General features: G+C 65.7%; 14 protein-coding genes and 1 pseudogene. 7 read left to right on the forward strand and 8 right to left on the reverse strand.

Translation table 11 applies throughout. The annotated features are described in order from the left end of the window. Positions 1–70 precede the first annotated feature (70 nt). From HDR50_RS03285 to HDR50_RS03305, 6 genes and pseudogenes are all read left to right on the forward strand, one after another. Positions 71–834, forward strand: a protein-coding gene (locus HDR50_RS03285; protein WP_291355894.1) for an IS5 family transposase whose coding sequence is annotated in 2 segments (ribosomal slippage) — positions 71–443 and positions 443–834 — 765 coding nt in all. Because the reading frame shifts where the segments join, the coding sequence is not laid out codon by codon here. A gap of 149 nt (positions 835–983) precedes the next feature. Further along, a pseudogene (locus HDR50_RS03290) lies at positions 984–1881 on the forward strand (glycyl-radical enzyme activating protein). 37 nt (positions 1882–1918) lie between these two features. After that, positions 1919–2434 carry a PAS domain S-box protein gene (locus HDR50_RS12405; protein ID WP_365816653.1) on the forward strand — a complete coding sequence of 172 codons (516 nt, stop codon included), beginning with the start codon at positions 1919–1921 and terminating at the stop codon, positions 2432–2434. Between the two features lie 9 nt (positions 2435–2443). Beyond that, positions 2444–3316, forward strand: a complete 873-nt coding sequence (locus tag HDR50_RS12410; protein ID WP_365816656.1) for a sigma 54-interacting transcriptional regulator — start codon at positions 2444–2446, stop codon at positions 3314–3316. A 162-nt stretch (positions 3317–3478) separates the two neighbouring features. Further along, a complete protein-coding gene (locus HDR50_RS03300; RefSeq protein ID WP_291355896.1) occupies positions 3479–4015 on the forward strand; it encodes an HdeA/HdeB family chaperone in 537 nt (178 codons plus the stop codon). 110 nt (positions 4016–4125) lie between these two features. Further along, the gene (locus tag HDR50_RS03305) at positions 4126–5679 is read left to right on the forward strand and encodes a cobyric acid synthase (RefSeq protein ID WP_291355898.1); all 1554 of its coding nucleotides are present in this window, start codon (positions 4126–4128) and stop codon (positions 5677–5679) included. Between the two features lie 7 nt (positions 5680–5686). On the opposite strand, the gene HDR50_RS03310 is transcribed toward HDR50_RS03305, so the two are convergent. The 6 genes from HDR50_RS03310 to HDR50_RS03335 form a co-directional block, all read right to left on the reverse strand. Beyond that, complete coding sequence (locus HDR50_RS03310) at positions 5687–6634, reverse strand: DNA polymerase III subunit delta' (RefSeq protein ID WP_291355900.1); 948 nt, start codon at positions 6632–6634, stop codon at positions 5687–5689. Positions 6635–6663: 29 nt separating this feature from the next. Continuing rightward, entirely contained in the window at positions 6664–7941 is a 1278-nt protein-coding gene (locus HDR50_RS03315; RefSeq protein WP_291355902.1) for an adenylosuccinate synthase, read from the reverse strand. A gap of 271 nt (positions 7942–8212) precedes the next feature. Next, entirely contained in the window at positions 8213–12460 is a 4248-nt protein-coding gene (gene glgP / locus HDR50_RS03320; RefSeq protein ID WP_291355904.1) for an alpha-glucan family phosphorylase, read from the reverse strand. A 125-nt stretch (positions 12461–12585) separates the two neighbouring features. Continuing rightward, positions 12586–14064, reverse strand: coding sequence for a glycoside hydrolase family 57 protein (locus HDR50_RS03325; protein ID WP_291355906.1), 1479 nt, complete (start codon positions 14062–14064; stop codon positions 12586–12588). Beyond that, positions 14064–15386 (reverse strand): glycosyltransferase family 4 protein, encoded by a 1323-nt coding sequence (locus HDR50_RS03330; RefSeq protein WP_291355907.1) that lies wholly within the window; start codon positions 15384–15386, stop codon positions 14064–14066. The genes HDR50_RS03325 and HDR50_RS03330 overlap by 1 nt, the downstream gene beginning before the upstream one ends. Continuing rightward, the gene (locus HDR50_RS03335; protein ID WP_291355908.1) at positions 15386–17554 is read right to left on the reverse strand and encodes an amylo-alpha-1,6-glucosidase; all 2169 of its coding nucleotides are present in this window, start codon (positions 17552–17554) and stop codon (positions 15386–15388) included. Before HDR50_RS03335 ends, HDR50_RS03330 begins: the two co-directional genes overlap by 1 nt. A 555-nt stretch (positions 17555–18109) precedes the next feature. On the opposite strand from HDR50_RS03335, the gene HDR50_RS03340 reads away from it, so the two are divergent. Then, entirely contained in the window at positions 18110–19156 is a 1047-nt protein-coding gene (locus tag HDR50_RS03340) for a methyltransferase domain-containing protein (RefSeq protein ID WP_291355909.1), read from the forward strand. 385 nt (positions 19157–19541) lie between these two features. On the opposite strand, the gene gap is transcribed toward HDR50_RS03340, so the two are convergent. Continuing rightward, positions 19542–20558 carry a type I glyceraldehyde-3-phosphate dehydrogenase gene (gene gap, locus HDR50_RS03345; protein ID WP_291355911.1) on the reverse strand — a complete coding sequence of 339 codons (1017 nt, stop codon included), beginning with the start codon at positions 20556–20558 and terminating at the stop codon, positions 19542–19544. Positions 20559–20600: 42 nt separating this feature from the next. Then, positions 20601–21155, reverse strand: a complete 555-nt coding sequence (locus tag HDR50_RS03350) for a GAF domain-containing protein (protein WP_291355913.1) — start codon at positions 21153–21155, stop codon at positions 20601–20603. Between the last annotated feature and the right edge of the window lie 220 nt (positions 21156–21375).

Below are 21375 nucleotides of genomic sequence, written 5' to 3' on the forward strand. Positions count from 1 at the left end.
CTAGATAGTGTCGTCATTTCTCTTTTAATTTATGTAGCTTTCTGCTATCCTTTTCCAAAAGGAGGTAGACATGGAAACTGCACATCGTCGCCACGATATATCTGACAAGGTTTGGGAGCTTTTGGAGCCGCCTCTTCCTGGGCGGGAAGGAACTCGAGGCGTTACGGCACGAGATAATCGAAATTTTCTCAATGCAGTTTTTTGGATCCTTCGAACAGGTGCACCATGGCGAGATTTGCCGCCTGACTATGGAGACTGGAAAAATACCCATCGCCGTTTTTGCCGATGGAGAGATAGTGGGGTTTGGGAAAGGCTCCTCGAAATTCTTGTATCCGACCCAGATTTTGAATGGCTCATGATTGATGCTAGCCACATCAAAGTTCACCCGCACGCTGCAGGAGCACGGGGTGGCAATCAGGACATGGGGCACACACAAGGGGGCTCAACTCCAAGATACATCTGGCCGTGGATGCGCATGGTATGCCGGTCAGAATATTTATTACAGCAGGTCCCGTTGCAGATTGTTCGCAGGCTTGCAGGCTTATCGAGGGAATAGATGCCGAGAGCCTTTTGGCGGATAAGGGATATGATAGCGATGCGCTGGTCGAGTCGCTCCAACAGGCCGGAGTAAATCCTGTCATCCCGCCTCGTAAAAGCCGAAAATGTCTACGTCCTTACGATAAATATCTTTATCGACTTCGGCACCTTATTGAAAATGCCTTTTTGGAACTGAAGCGCTGGCGAGGTATCACCACACGATATGCAAAAAACACGGCCTCATTTCTGGCTGCCGTGCATATCAGATGCATAGCCATTTGGGCTAAAATTAAATGACGACACTATCTAGGCTTCTTCCACTGGCGTTCCCGCGCGGGCGGCTGCATCAGGCCCCGGGCACGGGACACGCCCCAACTTTCCGGGAACCGCATGTACGACGACACCCCCACCGACGACGAACTCGCCCGCGAGGGCAGGTCTTCAACATTCAGAAATATTCCGTCCATGACGGGCCCGGCATCCGCACCCTGGTCTTTTTGAAGGGCTGCGCGCTGCGCTGCCGCTGGTGCAGCAATCCCGAATCTCAGCACCACCACCCCGAGCTCGCGTGGAACGCGGGCCGCTGCATCGGCCTTTCCAAAGTGCGGCCACTGCATCGAGGTCTGCCCGCACGGCGCACTCACCCCGGGCGACGACAAGCCGAAGCTCGACCGCTCCCGCTGCGGCGATTGCGACATGCCCTGCGCCCGCGCCTGACCCTCGCAGGGGCTCATCGTCTACGGCCAGAAGCGCACCGTGGGCGACGTGCTCGACCGCGTGGAGCAGGACATGGCCTTTTACGCCCGCTCGGGCGGCGGCATGACGCTCTCGGGCGGCGAGCCGCTGCTGCAGAAGGACTTTGCCGTGGCCCTGCTCAAAAACGGCCGCAAGCGCCGCATGAAAACGGCCGTGGAGACCTGCGGCATGGTGCCGGAAGAAAATATCCGCGAAGCGGCCCCGCATCTCAATTTCGCGCTCTTCGACCTCAAGCATCTCGACCGCGAGATGCACAAGGCGCACATCGGCGCGCACAATGACCGTATCCTCGCCAATTTCCGCATATTGGTGGAAGAGTTTCCGGAGCTCCCCATCCTCGCGCGCACGCCCATCATCCCCGGCTTCAACGACAATGCGGACGCCATCGCCCAGATCGCCGAATTCATCCGGCCCTTCGAGCGCGTCCGCTACGAGCTTCTGCCCTATCACCGGCTCGGCACGCAGAAATACCAGTTCCTGCACCGCGAGCCGCCCATGGGCGACGTGACGCTGGACAAGTCGGTCATGAGCACGCTGCAGAAAGCCGTCCGCGGCATCATCGGCGATCGCCTCCAGGTGCCGCACTGATCCGGGCGCCCCGGGCGCCGCATGGGAGGGACGGCCTGTGGCCAGGAACACGCCCCCGCTCTTCAGTCACTACGCGCGCCAGATACTGGACGCGCTGCCGGACGGCGTGTTCATTTCCGACGCCAGCGGCCAGACGCTCTACATCAACCGCACCTATGAGGAAGTGACCGGCATCCGCCTCGAGCATGTGGAAGGCAAGAATGTGCGCCTGCTCGTGAAGGAGGGCATCTTCGACCATGTGCTCAACCCCGAGATCGTCAAGACCGGCAAGCCCGCCACCCACGCGCAGACCCTGAAAAACGGCATGCGCCTGGTGCTGTCGGGCTTCCCGGTTTTTGACGCCAATGGCGATGTCTGCCTGGTCGTGACCTTCGCGCGCGACATCACCCTGCTCTCCAACCTCCAGGAGCGCGTGGCCGAGCAGCACCAGCTCATCGACCACATGAAGGACCAGCTCGTGCACATGAGCCACGGCGGCAGCGCCGAGGAGCCGGTCTTCCAGAGCGCGGAGATGCTCGAGACCATCACCAGGGCGCGCTGCTTCGCCGCCTAGGACGCCACGGTGCTCGTGCTCGGCGAGACCGGGGTCGGCAAGGATGTCATGGGCCGCATGCTCCACAACCTGAGCAACCGCAAGGACAAGATCTTCCTCAAGGTGGATTGCGGCGGCATCTCGGAATCGCTCATCGAGTCCGAGCTCTTCGGCTACCAGCCCGGGGCCTTCACCGGCGCCTCCAGCAAGGGCAAGGCCGGCTATTTCGAGATAGCCGACGGCGGCACCATCTTCCTGGACGAGATCGGCGAGCTGCCGCTCACCATGCAGACCCGGCTCTTGCGCGTGCTCCAGGATGGCGAGATCGTGCGCATCGGCTCGTCCATCCCGCGCAAGATCGACGCGCGCGTCATCGCGGCCACCAACCGCGACCTCGCCCGCTGCGTGGAGGAGGGCACCTTCCGGCGCGACCTCTACTACCGCCTCAACGTGGCCTCGGTGCGCATCCCGCCCCTCAGGGAGCGGCCGGACGACATCGCGCCGCTGGCGCAGCACTTTTTGCGCATGTATTGCAGCAAGTACCACAAGGTGCTGGCCTTCATGGACATCACGCTCGACCTGTTGCGCACCCACCCTTGGCCCGGCAATGTGCGCGAATTGCAGAACATGGTGCACACCCTCGCCATCACGCTGCCCGGCCCCCTCATCGCCCCGGCCGACCTGCCCTTCCATATGGGCGCCAAGGAAAATATCGCCTCCGTCTACCCGGACATCTTCACCACAGAGCGCCCCCTCAAGGACATCACGGCCGACATGGAGCGCGACTTCCTCACCAAGGCCGTGGAGGTGCACGGCTCCATCCAGAAAGTCGCCAAGATGTTCAACGTGAGCCGCACCACCATCTTCCGCAAGCTCAGGCAGCCCGCCGTCGGGGCGGAGTAGAGGAGCGCGCGGATTCCCCCTTTCTTCCACGCCGTCGCCGCTCACACGAGGGGAGGAAATTTCGCTTCCTTTTTTCCGGGCGGCATATTAATTTCCCCAAAGTCGTCCTGTGCCCGTCGTTTTTTACCGGGGCCGGAGAGGCCCCTTTTTGCGGAGAATCTCATGCTGAAAAAACTCCTGCTCTCTTGCTGCGCCCTGCTGCTGGCGGCGAATACCGTGCCGGCCGAGGACAAGATCGACCCGGCCACCTATATCTGCGCGGAACTCATCGCCGCCACGACTTCCGGCGAGCCGCCGCTCTTCGAGGGCCTGCAGATCGACGGCTATGCCGCGGCCAAGGCCGGCGCGCCCGTGGCCGACCCGGCCCTGCTCCAGCCGCTGCTGCTCGAGGTGTACGACACCTGCCAGGCCGCGCCGGCGGACAAGGTGCTCCCCCACTGGGAAAAGGCCCGCAAGCAGAAGGTCGCGGCCAGCGACGGCCCCTGGCGCGCGGACAAGACCACCTGCAAGGACTATGCGGCCAACGAGGAGGACGGCAGCGGCTTCGTCATCTGGCTGGACGGCTACCAGCGCGGCAAGAGCGGCGCCCCGGCCTCGGCGCTGGAAAGCAACGAGAGCCTCGATACCTTTCTCGAAGCCTGCAAGAAGCAGCCGGACGCCCTCATGCTCGACGTGCTCGCCGAGAGCGTGAAAAAGTAGCTTCGGCGTGGGCTTTTTCCGCCAGCCTGTTGTGCCCTGCGGGAGCTGCCGGCCCTGCATCTCCCGGCCCACCGCTCCGCGCGGGGCGCGTCCCTGTCCGCCGCCCCGCCATGCCTGAGGCCGGCCCCCGCGTGCCCGCCCTCATGGTGCAGGGCACCTGCTCGGACGCGGGCAAGAGCCTCATCGCCGCCGCCTTCTGCCGCCTGTTCGCACGCCGGGGCCTCAAGGTCGCGCCGTTCAAGGCCCAGAACATGGCGCTCAATTCCTTCGTCACCCTGAAAGGGGAAGAAATGGGCCGCGCCCAGGCGCTCCAGGCCGCGGCCTGCGGCCTCGAGCCGGACGCGCGCATGAATCCCGTCCTGCTCAAGCCCGTAAGCGACCAGGGCTCGCAGGTCATCGTGCTCGGGAGCCCGGTGGGCATGATGCGCGTGCGCGAATACATGGCCTACAAGCGCAAGGCCTGGCGCGCCGTGTGCCGCGCCTGGGCGGAGCTGGCCACCGGCTGCGACCTCATGGTGCTGGAGGGCGCGGGCAGCCCGGCGGAGATCAACCTGCGCAGGCATGACATCGTGAACATGCGCATGGCCGCCCATGCGGGCGCCAAGGTGCTGCTCGTGGCGGACATCGACCGCGGCGGCGCCTTCGCGGCGCTTGCCGGCACCATGGCCCTGCTCGGCCGGGCTGACCGCGCCCATGTGGCCGGCTTTGCGCTCAACCGCTTCCGGGGGGACGCGAGCCTGCTCGCGCCGGCCATGGAGGCCGTGAGCCGGCGTACGCGCCGGCCCTTTTTCGGCGTCGTCCCCATGATCCCGGGCCTGCGCCTCCCGGAGGAGGACTCGGTGAGCTTCAAGCTCGGCAGGAGCCCGGGCATGGGAACAGGGCGCGAGCCCGCGGCGCCCGGCCTTCTGGATGTGGCCCTCATCGACTTGCCGCATATCAGCAATGTGACCGATTGCGACGCCCTGCGCGCCGAGCCGGGCCTGCGCCTGCGCGCCGTGCGCCGCCCCGAAGAACTGGGGCAGCCGCAGCTCGTCATCCTGCCCGGCAGCCGCAACAGCATGGCGGACATGGCCTTTTTGCGCGCCTCCGGCCTTGCGGACGCCCTGCGGGCGCACGCCCTGGACTGCCTTGAGGCGGGGCGCGGGGCCGTGGTGGGTATCTGCGGGGGTCTGCAACTTTTGGGCGAGCGCATCGACGACCCGCTGGGGCTGGAAGCCGGGAAGAGCGGGGAAAGGGCTGTGGCCGGCCTCGGCCTCTTGCCGCTAACGACCGAACTTGCGCCGGGCAAGACCTTGAGGCGCACGGAAGGCACGGCCCTCCCGGCGCTTGCCGGTGAGGCGCTGCCCGTGACCGGCTATGAGATCCACCATGGCGTGAGCGAGAGCCGCGGCGCGCAGGTTATCATGCGGGACGGGGAAGGGGCGCCGCTCGGCTGGGGCCGGCTGGATGCGGGCCACACCGCGCGCATCTGGGGCACGTACCTGCACGGCGTGTTTGACAGTGACAGCTTCCGGCACGCCCTGCTTAGGCGCCTGCGCCGGGAGGCGGGCCTTGCGCCCGTGGCCGGCGCCACCTGGGACCTGGGGCCGGAGCTCGACCGCGTGGCGGATGTGGTGGCCGCCAGCCTCGACCTGGCGGCCATCGACAGGCTGCTCGGGCTGTGAGGCGCTGTCAGTCCCTCTTTTCTTCTTGCCGAAGCAGCACAAAGAGGCGGCTGGCAAGGCCTTCCATGACGCGGGCCGGGGCCACGCCGAAACGCAGCATTTCCTGCGCCTCGTCGAGCCAGCGGCCGCAAAGGGCCGCGCGGGGGGCGTCAGCCAAGGGCACCAGCGCCGCCGCGAGCGGAGCGTCTGAAGCGGCCGGAGCGCCCCCGGCAAGCACCTGGATGAGCGCCTTCTGGCAACTGAGGAGCAGGCCGGCCGCCTGCGCCGCGTCAAGGCCGCCGCGGGCCGCGGCTTTTTCGAGAAAGCCCCGCCCGGTGCGCAAAAAGTCCGCGAGGGCCGTTTCCCAGGCGGCGAGCCCGGCATCGGAGGCCGTTGTTTCTGACCATGGCAGGGTGAGGCAGAAGGAGCGGGAGACGAGGGTGGGCAGCAATTGCTCGCGCTGCGGGGACAGAAGCACAAAAACGGTATGCGCGCTCGGCTCTTCCAGCGCCTTCAGCAGTGCATTGGCCGCCTCGTCGCGGGCGGGCGAAAGCCCCATGAGCAGAACCACGCGGCGCCCCGGGCCGTGGGGCGCGTCGCGCAGGCGGCTCTTGAGCTCGCGGGCGCGGCGCATGTTGAAGGCCATCACCGGGCCCGGGTTTTCCTCGTCCTCGCGGTTGCCGATGCGGCCGTCATAGGCGAGCACGTCAAGGTGCTCCCCGGCTTCTATCTGCATGCAGGCCGGGCAGGTGAGGCACGGTGTCGCCGGCTCGCCGCGCCCTGCGGCGGCGAGGGCCTGCGGGCAGTTGTTGGCGCAGGCCCAGTAGCGGCCCAGCCCCAGGCGCCCGGCTTCGCTCCCGCCCTCGAGCAGCAGGGTCTGCGGCGGCGCCAGCGCAAGGCGGTCGAGCACGCCGCGCAGCCGGGCGAAGTCCTCGCCGGCGATGGCCGCGAATGGGCTGTCAGCCGTGTCAGCCATGATAGCCGGAAGTCCCGCGCGCCCGGCCCTCAGCGCAGGATGGTCTGCTCGCGGCCCGGTCCCACGGAGACGATGGAGACGCGCGCACCGGCCAGCTCCTCCAGCCGCTCCACATAGGCGCGCACCGTATCCGGGAGCTCGTCGAAGGTGCGGCAGCCGGAAATGTCTTCCTCAAAGCCGGGCATTTCCTCATAAATGGGCGTCACGCGGGCGAGCGCGCCTTCCTCCTGCGGCAGGTATTCGAGGGTCTTGCCGTCCAGTTCATAGGCCACGCAGATCTTGAGCACGGGCAGGTTCTGGAGCACGTCCAGCTTGGTGAGCGCCAAGTCGGTGATGCCGTTGAGGCGCACGCTCTCGCGCGCCACCACCGCGTCGAACCAGCCGCAGCGCCGCGGCCGGCCCGTGGTGGCCCCGAACTCGTGGCCATTGGTGCGCAGGTAGCTGCCGGCATCGTCCAGAAGCTCGGTGGGGAAGGGGCCGGAGCCCACGCGCGTGGTGTAGGCCTTGATGACGCCCACCACGCGGTCGAGGGCCGAGGGCGCCACGCCGCTCCCCGCAGCCGCATTGCCGGCCACCGTGTTGGAAGAGGTCACGAAGGGATAGGTGCCGTGGTCGATGTCGAGATGGATGCCCTGCGCGCCCTCGAAGAGCACGTCCTCCCCGGCTTCCATGGCGGCGTGGAGCCGGGCGTCCGTGTCCTGCACATAGGGCAGCAGCCGCGGGGCCAGGGCCAGCAGCTCGTCGCTCACCGCTTCCGCGTCCAGCGGCTCGAACTTGTAGAGCTCGGTGAGGAGGATGTTCTTTTCCAAAAGGGCGTGGCGCACCTTGGCGCGCACGAGCTCCGGGTCGGCCAGGTCGGCCGCGCGCATCCCCACCCGCGCCGCCTTGTCCTCGTAGCAGGGGCCGATGCCCCGGCCCGTGGTGCCGATCTTGTGGCCCGCGCGCTTGGCCTCGCGCGCCTTGTCGAGGCTCTTGTGGTAGGGCAGGATGAGGTGCGCCTTCTTGCTCACGCCGAGGCGCGCCGGCGAAACGTCGATGCCGCGGGCGGCCAGCTCGTCGAGCTCGTGGAGGAAGACCCCTGGGTCGAGGACCACGCCATTGCCGATGAGGCAAAGCGCGCCCGGGTGGAGGATACCCGAGGGCACGAGGTGAAGGATGGTCTCCTCGCCGTCCACCTTGATGGTGTGGCCGGCGTTGTTGCCGCCCTGGAAGCGCACGATGACCTGGCTTTCGGCGCTGAGCATGTCCACGATCTTGCCCTTGCCCTCGTCGCCCCACTGCGCGCCGATGATCACTGTATTGGCCATGATGCCTTCTCCTCTGGAGCGGATGTATTTCTGGCTTTGTTCGAGTTTGGGGCGAGCCTGTGGAGTGGCGGTGCATCTGTGGCCGCCCAAGACATGCCGCGCGCCGCCGGAATTTTAACCCTAGAGAGATGGCTGGGGCAAGTCAAGGGCGGACGCGGGCCCGCGAGGCGCCCCCAATGCCGGCGAGGCATTTTCAGGACGCGAAAACGCCCCTTCCCCCGCCAGGCGGGAGAAGGGGCGTTGCGTCATTCAGCGGATGGGCGTCCCGCCACTAGCCCCAGAGCACGAGCCCGGTCTCGAGCGGCGAGGACAGGCCCTTGTGCACGGGCATGATCCTGATGCCGTAGCGGTAGGCGCCGTTGCGGCGCGGGATATAGGTGGCCGAATAGGTGATGCCGTTGCCATTGGCGCGCGGCTCCAGCCTCAGCACATCCGGCCGGTCGCGGAAGTTGCCGTTGGCAAAGGTGCGGCCGATGACGAGCTGCGCCAGGATCTCCTCGGGCTTCATCTCGCCCGGGTTGAGGCGCAGGCGCACGTTGACCGGCTCGCCGCAGAGCATGGTGTTGCCGTCCGCGCCGCTCAGGATGATCTCTTCCATCTTCACGGTGCCGAAGCGCACGGGCAGGTCCTTCTTCCACTCGGCCACTTCGCGGCAGAGCTCCCAGTTGTCCTCGGCCAGCTCGTCGCGGCGCGCCGCGGCCGGGCAGTAGGCCTCGTGCACATAGTCGCGGACCATGCGGTTGCTGCTGTACATGGCGGTCAGGCTCTTGAGCGAGCGCTTGGACATGGTGATCCACCGGCCCGGGAGCCCCTGGTTGTTGTAGTCATGATAGAGTGGCAGCACATGGTGCTCGAGCAGGGTGTAAAGGGCCTCGGCGTCGGAGTAGTCGTTCTGGTCGTCCGTGGGCAGTTCCAGCGTGACGACCGGGCCGATGGTCCAGCCGTTTTCGCGGTTGTAGCCCTCGCACCACCAGCCGTCGGAGATGCTCAGGTTGATACCGCCGTTGACCGGGAGCTTCATGCCGCTGGTGCCCGAGGCCTCATGCGGCCGGCGCGGCGTGTTGAGCCACACGTCGCAGCCCTGCGAGAGCAGGCGCGAGACCGCGAGGCTGTAATCCTCCATAAAGAAGATCTTGCCGAGGAAGCGCTCGTCCCGGCTCATTTTGATGACTTCCTGGAGGATGTTGATGCCCGCCTCGTCCGCCGGGTGCGACTTGCCGGCGAAGACAAAGGCCACCGGGCGCTCGGGATCGTTGATGATCCGGGCGAGGCGGTCCGGGTCGGCAAAGAGCAGGGTGGCGCGCTTGTAGGGCGCGAAACGCCGCGCGAAGCCGATGAGGAGCGTCCCCGGCTTGAGGGCGCTCTCCATGAGGGCGCGCTCGGCGCGGTTCAGGCGGAACTTCTCCGCGTAGCCCGGGATGCTTGCGCGCAGGGCGTCGAGCAGTTCTTCCTTCTGGGTCATGCGCGCGGCCCAGTAGGTGTCGTCCGGGATGGCGTCCACCTTGGCCCACACCGGGTCGTCGGGCTCGGCCTGGAGCCAGCCTTCGCCGAGGTACTGATTGAGCAGCTCGTGCATCTGCGTGCCCACATAGGAAGGCGTGTGGATGCCGTTGGTCACATAGGTGATGGGCGTTTCGGCGAGCGGCAGGCTCTTCCAGAGCTTGTTCCACATGTGCCTGGAGACCTCGCCGTGCAGCCGGCTCACGCCGTTGGCCCAGGAAGAGAAGCGAAGCGCCAGCACGGTCATCTCGAAGTTGTGGGCATTGCCGCCCTCGATCTGGCCGAGCTGGACGAACTGGCCCCAGTCAAGGCCGAGCTTGCTGGCGAAGTGGGTGAAATAGCGGCTCATGAGGTCGATGGAGAAGGCCTCGTTGCCCGCCGGGACAGGCGTGTGCGTGGTGAACACCGTATTCGAGCGCACGCGCACCGTGGACACGTCGTAGCTCATGCCCTGGCCCATGCACTCGAGCAGGCGCTCGATGACGAGGAAGGCCGAATGCCCCTCGTTCATGTGGTAGACATGCGGCTCGAGCCCGAGGGTGCGGATGAGGCGGATGCCGCCCATGCCGAGGAGCATTTCCTGGAGCAGGCGGATCTCGCGGTTGGCCTCATAGAGGCGGTCGGTGATCTTACGGTCCTCCTCGCTGTTGCGGGTGGTGTCCGTGTCCATGAGGTAAAGGGTGACGCGGCCGACCTTCATCTGCCAGATGCGCGCGTAGAGGATGCGGCCGGGCAGCTCCAGCTGCACATAGAGCGGCGCGTTGTTGGCGTCGGTCACCATGCTCACGGGCAGCTGCGAGAAGTTGTTGAGCGGATAGACGGCGACCTGGCGGCCGTTTTCGTCGATCTCCTGCTTGAAGTAGCCGTTCTTGTAGAGCAGGCCGATGCCGAAGAGCGGCACGGCCATGTCCGAGGCGCTCTTCAGGTGGTCGCCCGAGAGCACGCCGAGGCCGCCCGAATAGATGGGCACGGACTCGGTGATGCCGTACTCGGTGGAGAAGTAGGCTACCGGGTGCTTGACGTTGACATGCTCGTCGAGGTCGCGCAGGGGCTCGGCCATGTAGGCGTCGAACTCGGCCATGACCTCGGTGTAGAGGCGCATGTATTCCTCATTGGCGAGCAGGCTCTCGAGGCGCTCGTTGTCCGCCTGGCCCAGCACCTGAATGGGATTGTGGCACTTGTCCCACATCTGCGGGTTCAGGCTCATGAAGAGCGCCCTAGCCTTGTCATGCCAGCACCACCAGAGATTGTTGGAGAGCTCGCGCAGCCGCGCAAGCTGGGGCGGCAGCTCGGCCACGGCGAGGATGGGCCTAAGGAAGGGCGTCACAGAGGAGGAGGCCTGCAACACGCGGTTCATGCCCTCGCGGGCCTCGCTCTCCTGCTCGGTGCGGGCCGTGGATTTTTCCAGCGCGATGCGGAAGGCCTCGAGATAGTTGGCGAAGAAGTGGCTCCAGGAGGTGAGCTCGGCCACGTCGCGCGCGCTTTTGCGCAGCTCGGCGAGGGTGTCCGGGGCCATGGTGGCGGCCTTGAGCACATAGGTGTGCAGCATTTCCGCGCTCTGGTCGAAGTTCATGCCGCGCCTCGGCATGACGGCCACGCCGCTCTTTTCGTCATTGCCCTTCTGGGCGTTGCGCGCCCACATGCCGAAGCCGGAAAGGTCGGTGGTGAGGGTGGGCACGGCCCAGGCCGCGCATTCCTGCGGGGTGTAGCCCCAGGGTTCGTACCAGGAGGGGAAGAAGCCCATGTCGCAGGCCGAGATGACATCCTCATACTGCATGTTGAGGAAGCCGTCGTGCCCGTCCAGCATGGCCGGCACGAAGATGACCTTGACGTGGCTGTCCGGCTGGTTGTTGAGCCCCAGGCGCCGGCAGGCGTTGATGATGGGGTCCTGCGGGGCGTTCCAGGCGTGGTGCGTGCAGATGAAGGGCAGGCCGTTGTCCGTGGCGTTGGGGTCGCCCGAGACCGCGGCCTGGTTGACCCCGGTGTGGCCGCCCATGACGAGGCAGAGCGCCAGGATGGAGGCGTCCGTGCCGCGCAGGTTCTTGTCCGCGCGGGCCAGCGCGTCGAGGAAGATGTCGATGCCCTTGTTGTGCATCTCGTAGCGCCCGGAGATGGCGAAAATGCGCGTGTTCGGCGCAAGCTCGGTGCGGAGGAAGCGGCCCGCCGCTTCCATCACCTTGGCGCGGTGGGCCGCGGGCACCTTGCGGTCTTTGGTGAAGTCCGGGATGACGCGCATGTCGAGGCCGTTCACGGTGATGACATCGGGCGAGCGGCCGAGGAAGACCGTGGACTCCTCGCCGGTGATGGGGCTCACCGTGGTGAAGGCGTCGGCCTCGCGCGCGGACGCGCTCTCCATGGACCATTTGGCCGTGATGTTCTGGGCCGCGGCCTCCTGCGCGGGGTTGATGCTGCGCAGGTTGGAGTAGATGTCGCGCCCGGTGCCGGCGAGCGCGCGGCCGAGCATGGTGGCGTGCGTGGTGAACACCGTGCCGATGGCCGGCGCGTTGCGCTTGAGGCTCAAAAGGCCCGCGCCGCACATCCATTCATGGAAGAGCGCCACGGAGCGGCCCTTGGTGGGTGCAACGAGGCATTCGTGGATGGCCGCGATGACCTCGCCGCAGGCCGTGGCGAACATGACGGGCTCCACATAGTCCCAGCCGCCGGAGAGGGAATCCACGCCGAAATTCTTCCACAGGTCGAAGAGCAGCTGGTTGCTGCCGTAACGCTGGTCGAAGTTGACGAGGATGGCCTTGGGCCGGCCGGGGATGTTCCAGCGGCCGAGGCTGCACTTGAGGTTGCGCGCCGCGAGCGCCGGGCGGATGGAATCCCAGATGTGCTCGTCCGTTTCCTCAAAACCCGCGTTGTGCTGGAGCTGTGGCCCGAGGAGGAAGTAATCCTCGCCGAAGGTGTCCACAGCCTGGAGGGCCTTGCTGCTCACCACGGAGTAGATGCCCCCGACCTTGTTGCAGACCTCCCAGCTCACCTCGAACAGGGTCACGGGAGCGTTATGGAATTCCATGTCTTCTCCTTTGGGCGCCGGCGGCACGGTGCCGGGCGGCGGCAGGCAGTTGTCATTAACGTAAGGCTGAACCGTGGCGGTTTTTGCCCCCACGGTTCAGCGGCGTCCAGCCTTCGGGGCCTGTTTCAGGCCTTCTTTTCCCCGGACTTTTTGGCCGGGGTGGAATTCTTCGTGCCCCTGGCGGCGCCGGAGGCCCCCATGGCTCTGGCCGGGGCCTTTTTGGGCGCGGCCTTCTTTGCGGATGCCGCCTTGGGGGCCGCGGGTTTCCTGGCTGCGGGTTTTTTGTCAGCTGCGGCCTTTTCCTTTTCCGGGGCGGCCTTGGCCTTTGCCTCCGCCTTTCCTCCGGCCTTTTTCGCTTCGCCCTTGGCGGGGGTGACCTTGCGGGCCATCTTTTCCACGTCCTCCACCAGTTCCTTTTCCGCTTCCGCCGCCGACACGCGCATCTCAAGGTCCGAGAGCACGTTCATGTACGTGATATAGGCGTCATACGGGCTCGGGAAGGGATTGGGCCTGTCCGGCGCATGGGCCGTGAACCACTTGGTGGACATATAATGGAAGTGGTCGGAGCTTTGCAAGCGCTCAAAATCCCGCGTGATGTCGGGCGCGCCGAGCGCGTGCACGCGATCCGTCATCTTGTAGAGGGTGTGGATGGCGTCCTTCTGCATGTCGTTGCCGAGCCATGCCGTGAGGTCCCGGCCCTCGTAGTCCCAGCTCATGAAGTCGGGCACATCCAGCTCGCCCACGCTGGGGAGCTTTTTCACGGCCTCGGCGGGCGTTGCGAAGTGGAAGTCCTTGTTGGCGAGGATGCGGTCGGGGAGCGCCTCCATGAAGGCGAATATGCCGGAGTCCCGCGTGTTGCGCAGGCCGAACACATGGTAATCGTTGAAGATGTTGATAACTTCCGCATCGCCCGCCAGGCTGTGGATCCAGCCGGCGTACTTCTCCGCGGTGAGCGGCCACTGGTCCCACGACTGGTCGCTGAAGCGGCGGCCGAGGTCCGTGGAGAGGCGGATATTGCGCAGGAAGAGACGCACGTCGGGGGCGCCCACGGGGCTGTAGAGATAGTTGGGGCTGCGCCAGCCGAGCACATGGTCCGCGCCTTCGGCCATCACCGCCTTGTAGCCGAGTTCGCCGAGCGCCACGCCCATGGCGTTGTTATAGACGAGTTCCGCATTGCGGTAGGTGACGGGCTTCTTGCCGAAGAGGCGCTTGATGCGTTTGGCGTGGTCCTCCACCTGGCGCACGAATTCCGGCTTGGAATAGAGGAAGGCGAAGCTGTGCGGCGCGGTCTCGCAGGCGAATTCCACGCTGCCCGTGGCGGCCAGCGCCTGGAAGCTCTCCAAAACCTCGGGCGCGTACTGCTCGAACTGGTCGAGCGCCGTCCCGGAAATGGAGAAGCAGACCTTGAAGTCCTTCCCGAAGCGGCGGATGAGCTTGAGGAGAAGGTCGTTCATGGGCAGGTAGCAGACGCGCGCGGTGTAGAGGAGGATGTCGCAGTTCTTGTCATCGTCCTCGTAGACGGAGTTCTGGCCCATGTCAAAGACCGTGTAGCGCCGCAGCCTGTACGGTTCGTGCACTTCGTAGCAAAGGCAGAGAGCTGGCATCAGTTTTCCCCTGTAACGTTGCGGTAAATTTGCAGAAGCTGTTCCGCCGCATTGCCCCAGCGGATGGATTTCATTTCTTCGCGGCAGTTCTTGACAAGCTCCTCGGCGAGGCTCGGGTAGCGCAGCACCGCGCAGATCTTGTCGGCCATGTCGCGCGTGTCCCAGAAGTCGGCCTTGAGCGCGTGCTCCAGCACCTCGGAGACGCCGGACTGCCGCGAGAGCAGCACCGGCACGTCGTAGAGCATGGCCTCCAGCGGGGTGATGCCGAAGGGCTCGGACACCGAGGGCATGACATAGAGGTCGCTCAGGGCGAACATGCGGTCCACCTGCTCGCCGCGCAAGAAGCCCGCGAAGTGGAAGCGGCTGCCGATGCGCAGCTGCCCTGCCCGGCGCACGAGGCGCGGCAGCATGTCGCCGCTGCCGGCCATGAAGAAGCGCACGTTGGGGATCTTCTCGAGCACGAGGCGCGCGGCCTCCATGAAGTATTCCGGCCCTTTCTGGAAGGTGATGCGCCCGAGGAAGAGCACGCGCTTCTCGTGGCGGATGCGCGGCGGGATCTCGTAGCGCTTCGCCACGTCGCGGCGCTCCACCGCGTTGTAGACCACCTTGACCTTTTCCGGGGGCACGCCGTAGCGCTGGATGACCATGTTGCGCGTGAGCTGGCTCACGGCCACCACCACGTCCGCGGCCAACAGGCCGGCGCGCTCGATGCCCGCCACCGTCTCATTGATGTTCTCGCCGCTGCGGTCATATTCCGTGGCGTGGATGTGCACCACGAGCGGCTTGCCCGTGAGCGCCTTGGCGAGGATGCCCGCGGGATAGGTCATCCAGTCATGGGCGTGGATGACATCGAAATCCTCGCGCAGGGCAATGGCCCCGCCGAGGCGCCCGTAACGGTAGACCTCGGTCATGAGCTCGGGCCCGTAGCCGCCCTTGAGCTTCCAGGTGAAGGCCGGCCCCGCGTGGGTCCTGACCACCTCGCCGCCCGGCGAGGACTCGCTCGACAGGTTCTTCAGGGCCTCGCGGTAGCTCTCCGGGGTGAGGTAGGGCATGAGCGGGCTGTCCACCTCGAGATAGCGGATGTTGGACCGCCAGATCTCCTGCCCGGCCCAGGCCATGCGTTCCTGCATGTCCTGGGTGATGAGCGTGCCCGAGGCCGACTCCAGCTTGAGGAAGTCCGTGGCCGCGTCCTCCACATGGGGCAGCACGAAGATGACCTGGACGCCGAGCTGCGCCAGCGCGTGCGTCATGCCGTAACAGGCCGTGCCGAGCCCGCCGCTGATATACGGCGGAAACTCCCAGCCGAACATGAGGACTCGCATCAGGCATCCCCCTTCTTCTTGGCGCGCTTGCCGGACTTGGCTGCGGCCGGCGCGGGTGCCGGGGATTCGTCTTCGAGAATCATGGTCACGCGGCACACGCCCGCGGTATCGCCGGAGACGGGATTGGCGAGGCGGTGCGCGATCTTGTGCTCCCAGGCGTCATAGACGCCGGGCGCGGCGCGCTTGAGGCGGATGAGCATCCTCAGGCACTCGGCCACGCTCCAGGCCTGGGCGATGGTGCCGTTGGGCCGGGCTGGCGGCGAGGCGTCGAAGATCTCGGAGATGCTGCCGAGGCCCGCGTCCATGAGGTGATCGGAAAAGAGCGGCGTCACGCGGTCGAGCAGGGCTTTCGCCGCGCCGTCCGTATCCCAGGCCACGCGCAGAAGGCCGTCCGTGTACTGGCCGAGCAGCCAGGGCCAGATGGTGCCCTGGTGGTAGGCGGCGTCGCGCTCGGCCGGGCCGCCCTCGTACTTGCCCTTGTAGGCCGGGTCGGACGGGGCCAGCGTGCGTACGCCATAGGGCGTGAGCAGGCGGTTGCGCACGCATTCCATCACCTGCGGCCGGTACTGCTCCTCCAAAATGGGATGCGGCAGCGAGACCGCGAGGATCTGGTTCGGCCGGATGCTCTGGTCGAGCATGCCGTCGCGCCACACATCGCCGAGATAGCCGCCGTCGCGCGCCACCCAGAAATGCTCAAAAAAGCTTTGCCGCATGGGTTTCAGGTCGCCCATGCGCCAGTCCGGCTCGTCGAATTTCTTGGCGAGGTGGTCCACGAAGACGAGGGTGTTGTACCACAGGGCGTTGAGCTCGACCGGGCTTCCGTGGCGCGGGGTCACGGGCTTGCCGTCGCTCATGGCGTCCATCCAGGTGAGCTGGGTGTGGCCGTTGCCCGCGTGGATGAGGCCATTCTCGTCCACATAGATGTCATTGCCCGGGCCCTTGCGGTAGCCCTCGACGATCTCCTTCAGGGCCTTCCAGGCGTGCTCGCGCACCCAGGCGTAGCCGTCGGGGTTTTCCTGCAGGTAGCACTGCACGGCGAAGGCGTACCACAGGGCCGCGTCCGCCGCGTTGTAGGCGTGCTCCCCCTGATGGGCGAACATGTTGGGCACGAGGCCGTTTTTCATGGAAGCCGGCACCTGGGCGAGCACATCGAGCCCGAACTGGGTGCGCCCGCCGTAGAAGGCAAGGCCGGGCAGCGCGATGAGCGTGTCGCGGCCCCAGGCGTCGAACCAGTGGTAGCCCGCGATGACCGCCGCATCGCCCGCCGGGTTTTTCACGCAGAACTGGGCGCCCATTTTTTCGAGGTGCCCGATGAGGCCGTGCACCTTCTTGTGCACGGCCATGCGCGGCTCGCTCTCGGCCTGCCATGCGGCCTCGAGGTCGGCCGCGCCGCCCCCCTTGGCCGCGGGCATCTCCTCGGTGCCCACGGCGAGGTAGACGCTCCCGCCCTCGGGCAGCGGCGGCAGCGGGATGTCCATGACGCCGGGCTGGAAGAGGTCTTCCTTTTCGGGGAAGCCGCGCTCCCGCTCCTGAAAATACACCACATTGTAGAACCAGTCCGGCTGCGGCGTGAACACCGAGGCGCTGCCGGCCTGGATGTAGAGCGCGGGCATGCCCTCATACGGCGCGATGGAAAAGCCGCCGGGCGCCGCGTCCGTGTGGGGGCTGATGGCGCCGTTGGCGCTCGTCAGCTCGTGGAAGCCGCGATAGGCGAGCAGCGGCCTCAAGCGCAGCGAGAGCCGGGGGAGCCGGCCGTGGTTCTTTTCCGGCCCCTGCAAGGTCCAGCGGAAAAGCACGCGGTTTTGCCCGCGCACGAGCAGCACCTCGCGGGTGAGGCGCACGTCGCCCACGCGATAGGTGAACTGCGGCCACGGGTCCAGCGTGAATTTTTCGAGGTACTGGTGCCCCGTGGGATGCAGCACGCCCGGGTGCTGGCGCGTGGAGATGGGAAATTCCTTGGCACCGCCGGTGAGGGACTCCTCCATGGCGGAGAGCAGCACCTGCCGCCCGTCGGGCGTGGCGACCACGAGCAGCCCGTGGTATTTGCGGGTATTGCAGTAGAGGATGCTGCTGCTGGCATAGCCGCCCAGACCGTTGGTGAGCAGCCATTCCTTGCGGAGGGCCCTGCGCGTATTCTGGCAGGCGGCCTTGTCAAAACTGAACCGCATACGGCCTCCTGAAGTGGAGGTTGGAAGGAAGCCGGGCTGTGCTGCGGAAGCGAAAATGAACGAAAACGAGAGGGCAGCGCATGACCCGATCGCTCGGCCGCGGCGCACGGGCCGCCGGCCCGGCGGGGGAGGCTTTCTTGCGGGCAGGGGCCTGAAGCCGGCCGCCCGTGGCGCATTCCTCCGCCGCCTTGCGCCAAGTGTAGAAAATTTTTTTGGGCCTGTCGAGATTTTGCGGCGCCGCGGCGCGGTATCACCGGCGCCGGCCCACAGCCGGCCGGCAGGGAGCCCGGCGGGCGAAAAAGGGTGTAAAAGCGGCCGTTTGAAGGGGCTTGACGCTCTGCCCACGCGCCGGGGGGCGCCCCGCGGGCGCCCGGGGCCATGAACATTTTTTCCCAAACCCCGCCAGGGTGGGCGCCCTCTGGCGCCCGGGGCTGGCGCCGGCCGGTTGTTAAGTGCGGACTTTTGCTGTATCAGGAAGCATCCGGGAGTGCCGTGCAAGGGCGGCAGCGGGGCGGCGCGCCCCGCGTCAGGTACTGGCCGGAAAGGAGCGCGAGAATGCACGAAGCCACTGCCCCGAAAGCGGGGGGTCACGAGCCACGCCTGCTGGAGGAAGAACTGCTGCGGCTGGCCCTGCCGCCCCTCGCGGACACAGTCTTTTTGGAACTGGGCTGCGCGGAGGGCTTTTATTGCGGTTTCGCCTGGTTTGAGGGCGCCCGCGAGGTCCTTGGCGTAGACGCGGACGAGAAGGCCCTTGCACAGGCCCGCGCGCGTTTTCCGCACTGCCCGTTCAGCGGGCTCGCCGGCAATCTGGCCAGGATCCTCACCCGGCGCGGCGCCTTCGATGTCATCCTCTGTTCCTCGCTGCCGTCCTCGATGGAAGTGGCCGCCATCCTCCCCCTGCTCATGGCCGCGCTCGCGCGCAAGGGCACCCTGGTGCTGAAAACGGCCGTGGAAGAGACCGCGGGGGCGCCCGCGGTGACGCTCGCCGATGCCGCGCACCGCACCGGGGCGCAGCTCCCGGCGGAACCGGGGCTGGCCGCAGCCCTCGAGGCCTATGTGTACAAGGATATGGGCGAGAGCGTGTTCACGGACGCCAAGGGCCGCAAGAAGCATATCCTCCATGTGAGAAACAGGGCGCCCTATGCCGTTCTTCTGATGGGAGACTCGGCCTCGGGGAAGAGCACGGTGGCCCGCAAGCTGTTTGCGGGGCTGCCCGTCATCCACGGCGATCCGCTGCTCGCGCAACTTGTCGCGTTGCCCCCCGGGAGCCTTGCGGAAAGCTATCCCCTGCTTGATGCTCTTTGCTCCGGCGGCCAGAGCACCATGAGCGGTGGCGGCATCATGATCCAGATTTTCAACTCGGCCGCGGGCAAGCAGTATGCCCGGCTGGTGGCGGAAATCGCCGGCGGCAGGGACTTTGTTTACGAGGGCGTCATCCACAGAAATTTCCAGCATGTCTTCCGAAAACAGCTCGAGATGCTGGGCTACGCGGTGCTGACGCTGGACACGCCCGCGCCGGAGATCGCCCCCAGAGACCTTTTTCGTCAGGCCCGGGAGGAGGCGCGGAAGTACCGCCTTTTTCTGGAAAGTTCAGTCATATGATACAGTTGATAGACCTTCCTTCATTCCGTCTGGAGCGAAGCGGAAGACGGGTGCTGGTGCCGGAAGAATCCTAAAAAATAAGATTTTTTGGGGCTGGCAAGGAAGATAAAAATTTCCGAAGGGAGTGTACTTAAGTACTCGACCGAGGAAATTTTTCTCTGACGCAGCCAGCACTAAAAAGGCTGTTTTTGACGGATAATTTCGGCATTACAGTTGCAGCATAGGCACACCACCAACTCAAAAGTATAACAAAGCCTTCTGGAAAGCCGCGCCGCCCGCGCTGGCGCCCCTGCCCCTACCACGCCCCCGCAAAAAACAGGACGTGCCCGCCCCCGGCGTCTTGCCGGAAGCGGGCACGCGCAACTGTGCCGCGGGTACGCCGGGCCTAGAAGCCCTTTTCCTTCATCAGGCAGATGAGGTCGCAGACGCGGTTGGAATAACCCCATTCGTTGTCATACCAGGCCACGGCCTTGATGAGGGTGCCGTTCTGGATGGTGGTGTAGGAGGCCTCCACGATGGACGAGGCCGGGTTGCCCTTGAAGTCCATGGAGACCAGGGCCTTGTCATTGTATTCCATGATGCCCTTGAGATAGGTCTCGGTAGCTTCCTTGAGCTTGGCGAGCACCTCCTCGGTGGTGGTGGGCTTTTTCAGGATGCCCGAGAAGTCCACCACGGAGACCGTGGGCGTGGGCACGCGCAGGGAATAGCCGCTGAACTTGCCCTTGAGCTGGGGGATGACCTTGGCCACGGCCTGGGCGGCGCCGGTGGACGTGGGGATGATGTTGCACGCGGCGGCGCGGGCGCGGCGCAGGTCCTTGTGGGCCATGTCGAGGATGCGCTGGTCGTTGGTGTAGGAGTGGATGGTCACCATGTTGCCGAGCTCGATGCCGAACTCNTTTTCCAGCACNAGCGCCACCGGNGCNAGGCAGTTGGTGGTGCAGGAGGCGTTGGACACGATGTTGTGCTTCTTGGGGTCATACATGTCCTGGTTGACGCCCATGACGATGGTGATGTCCTCTTCCTTGGCGGGCGCGGTGATGATGACCTTNTTGGCGCCGTTNTCAAGGTGCACGGCGGCCTGGGTGGCCGTGCGGAAGATGCCGGTGCTCTCCACCACGATGTCCACGCCGTATTCGCCCCAGTTGGTCTGCTTGGGGTCGCGCTCGGAGAAGCAGTGGATNTTCCAGTCGCCCACGGTNACGGTGTCGTTGTCGATCTTGTAGTCGAGATTGACGNGGCCGTANACCGAGTCGTACTCGGCGAGGTGGAAATAGGTGTTCACGTCGAAGAGGTCGTTGATGGCGACCACTTCNACCTTGTCNCGGTAGCTCTGGTGCAGGGCGCGGAACACCTGGCGGCCGATGCGGCCGAAGCCGTTGATGCCGACTTTCACTTTGCTCATGGCAGATACCTCGTTGGGCTGAAATATGGGGTGCGGGACGGACTAGTCCTCGTAGACGGAATAGGCGTGCTTGCTCATCAGCTCNTAGTTGTTGCGCAGNGCCTCGTGCAGGCGCGCGTTCTCGATGGCNACGGCNGAGATGGCGGCCACGGCCTCCATGAANGTCTCCTCGTCGGGGGTGAACTCGCGCTCNACGTCGGANTANACGCGCATNAGGCCGATGGCCTTGCCGTCGGCCATNAGCGGCACGGAAAGCACGGAAACGAGGCCNTCCGCCTTNGCCGACTCGGGATACTGGAAGCGGCCGTCGGCGGCGGCGTCCTTCAGGTGGATGNTCTTGCCGGCNAGCACTTCGCCGTCCATGCCGCTGCGNTTGACCTCAACAGGNCCCTTGCGCATGTAGTTGGCCGAAAGGCCCCAGGCGGCGCTGGGCAGAAGGAAGCGGCCCGTGCTGTCGAGCAGGCGGATGGTGCTCGCCTTGCAGCCCATGGTCTTGGCGGTCTGCTCGGTGATNTTGTGGAGCACTTCCTTGGGTTCCAGGCTGGANTTGATGACCAGCGCAACGTCCCTAAGGGCGCGGAAATAGTCCTGAGCCATGGTATCCTCCTCGTTTTGTGTCACAAGAGGGAATGANAAGAGCCGCGCGAAGGNCACNGCGTCCGCGCGGGCGTATCCTCAACAACNGGTCGGGGACAGTATGCCCCANTTTTCACAGAGANGCAATCGGTGANGCGCCCCTCCCGGCGCTTGCCAGCCGNNNGNTTCGCGCCTATGCTCGACACATGCCGGNTGCGCCGGCGACACGGCCGCGCGGGGN

Source organism: Desulfovibrio sp. (assembly GCF_014803725.1).
Lineage (GTDB): Bacteria > Desulfobacterota > Desulfovibrionia > Desulfovibrionales > Desulfovibrionaceae > Desulfovibrio.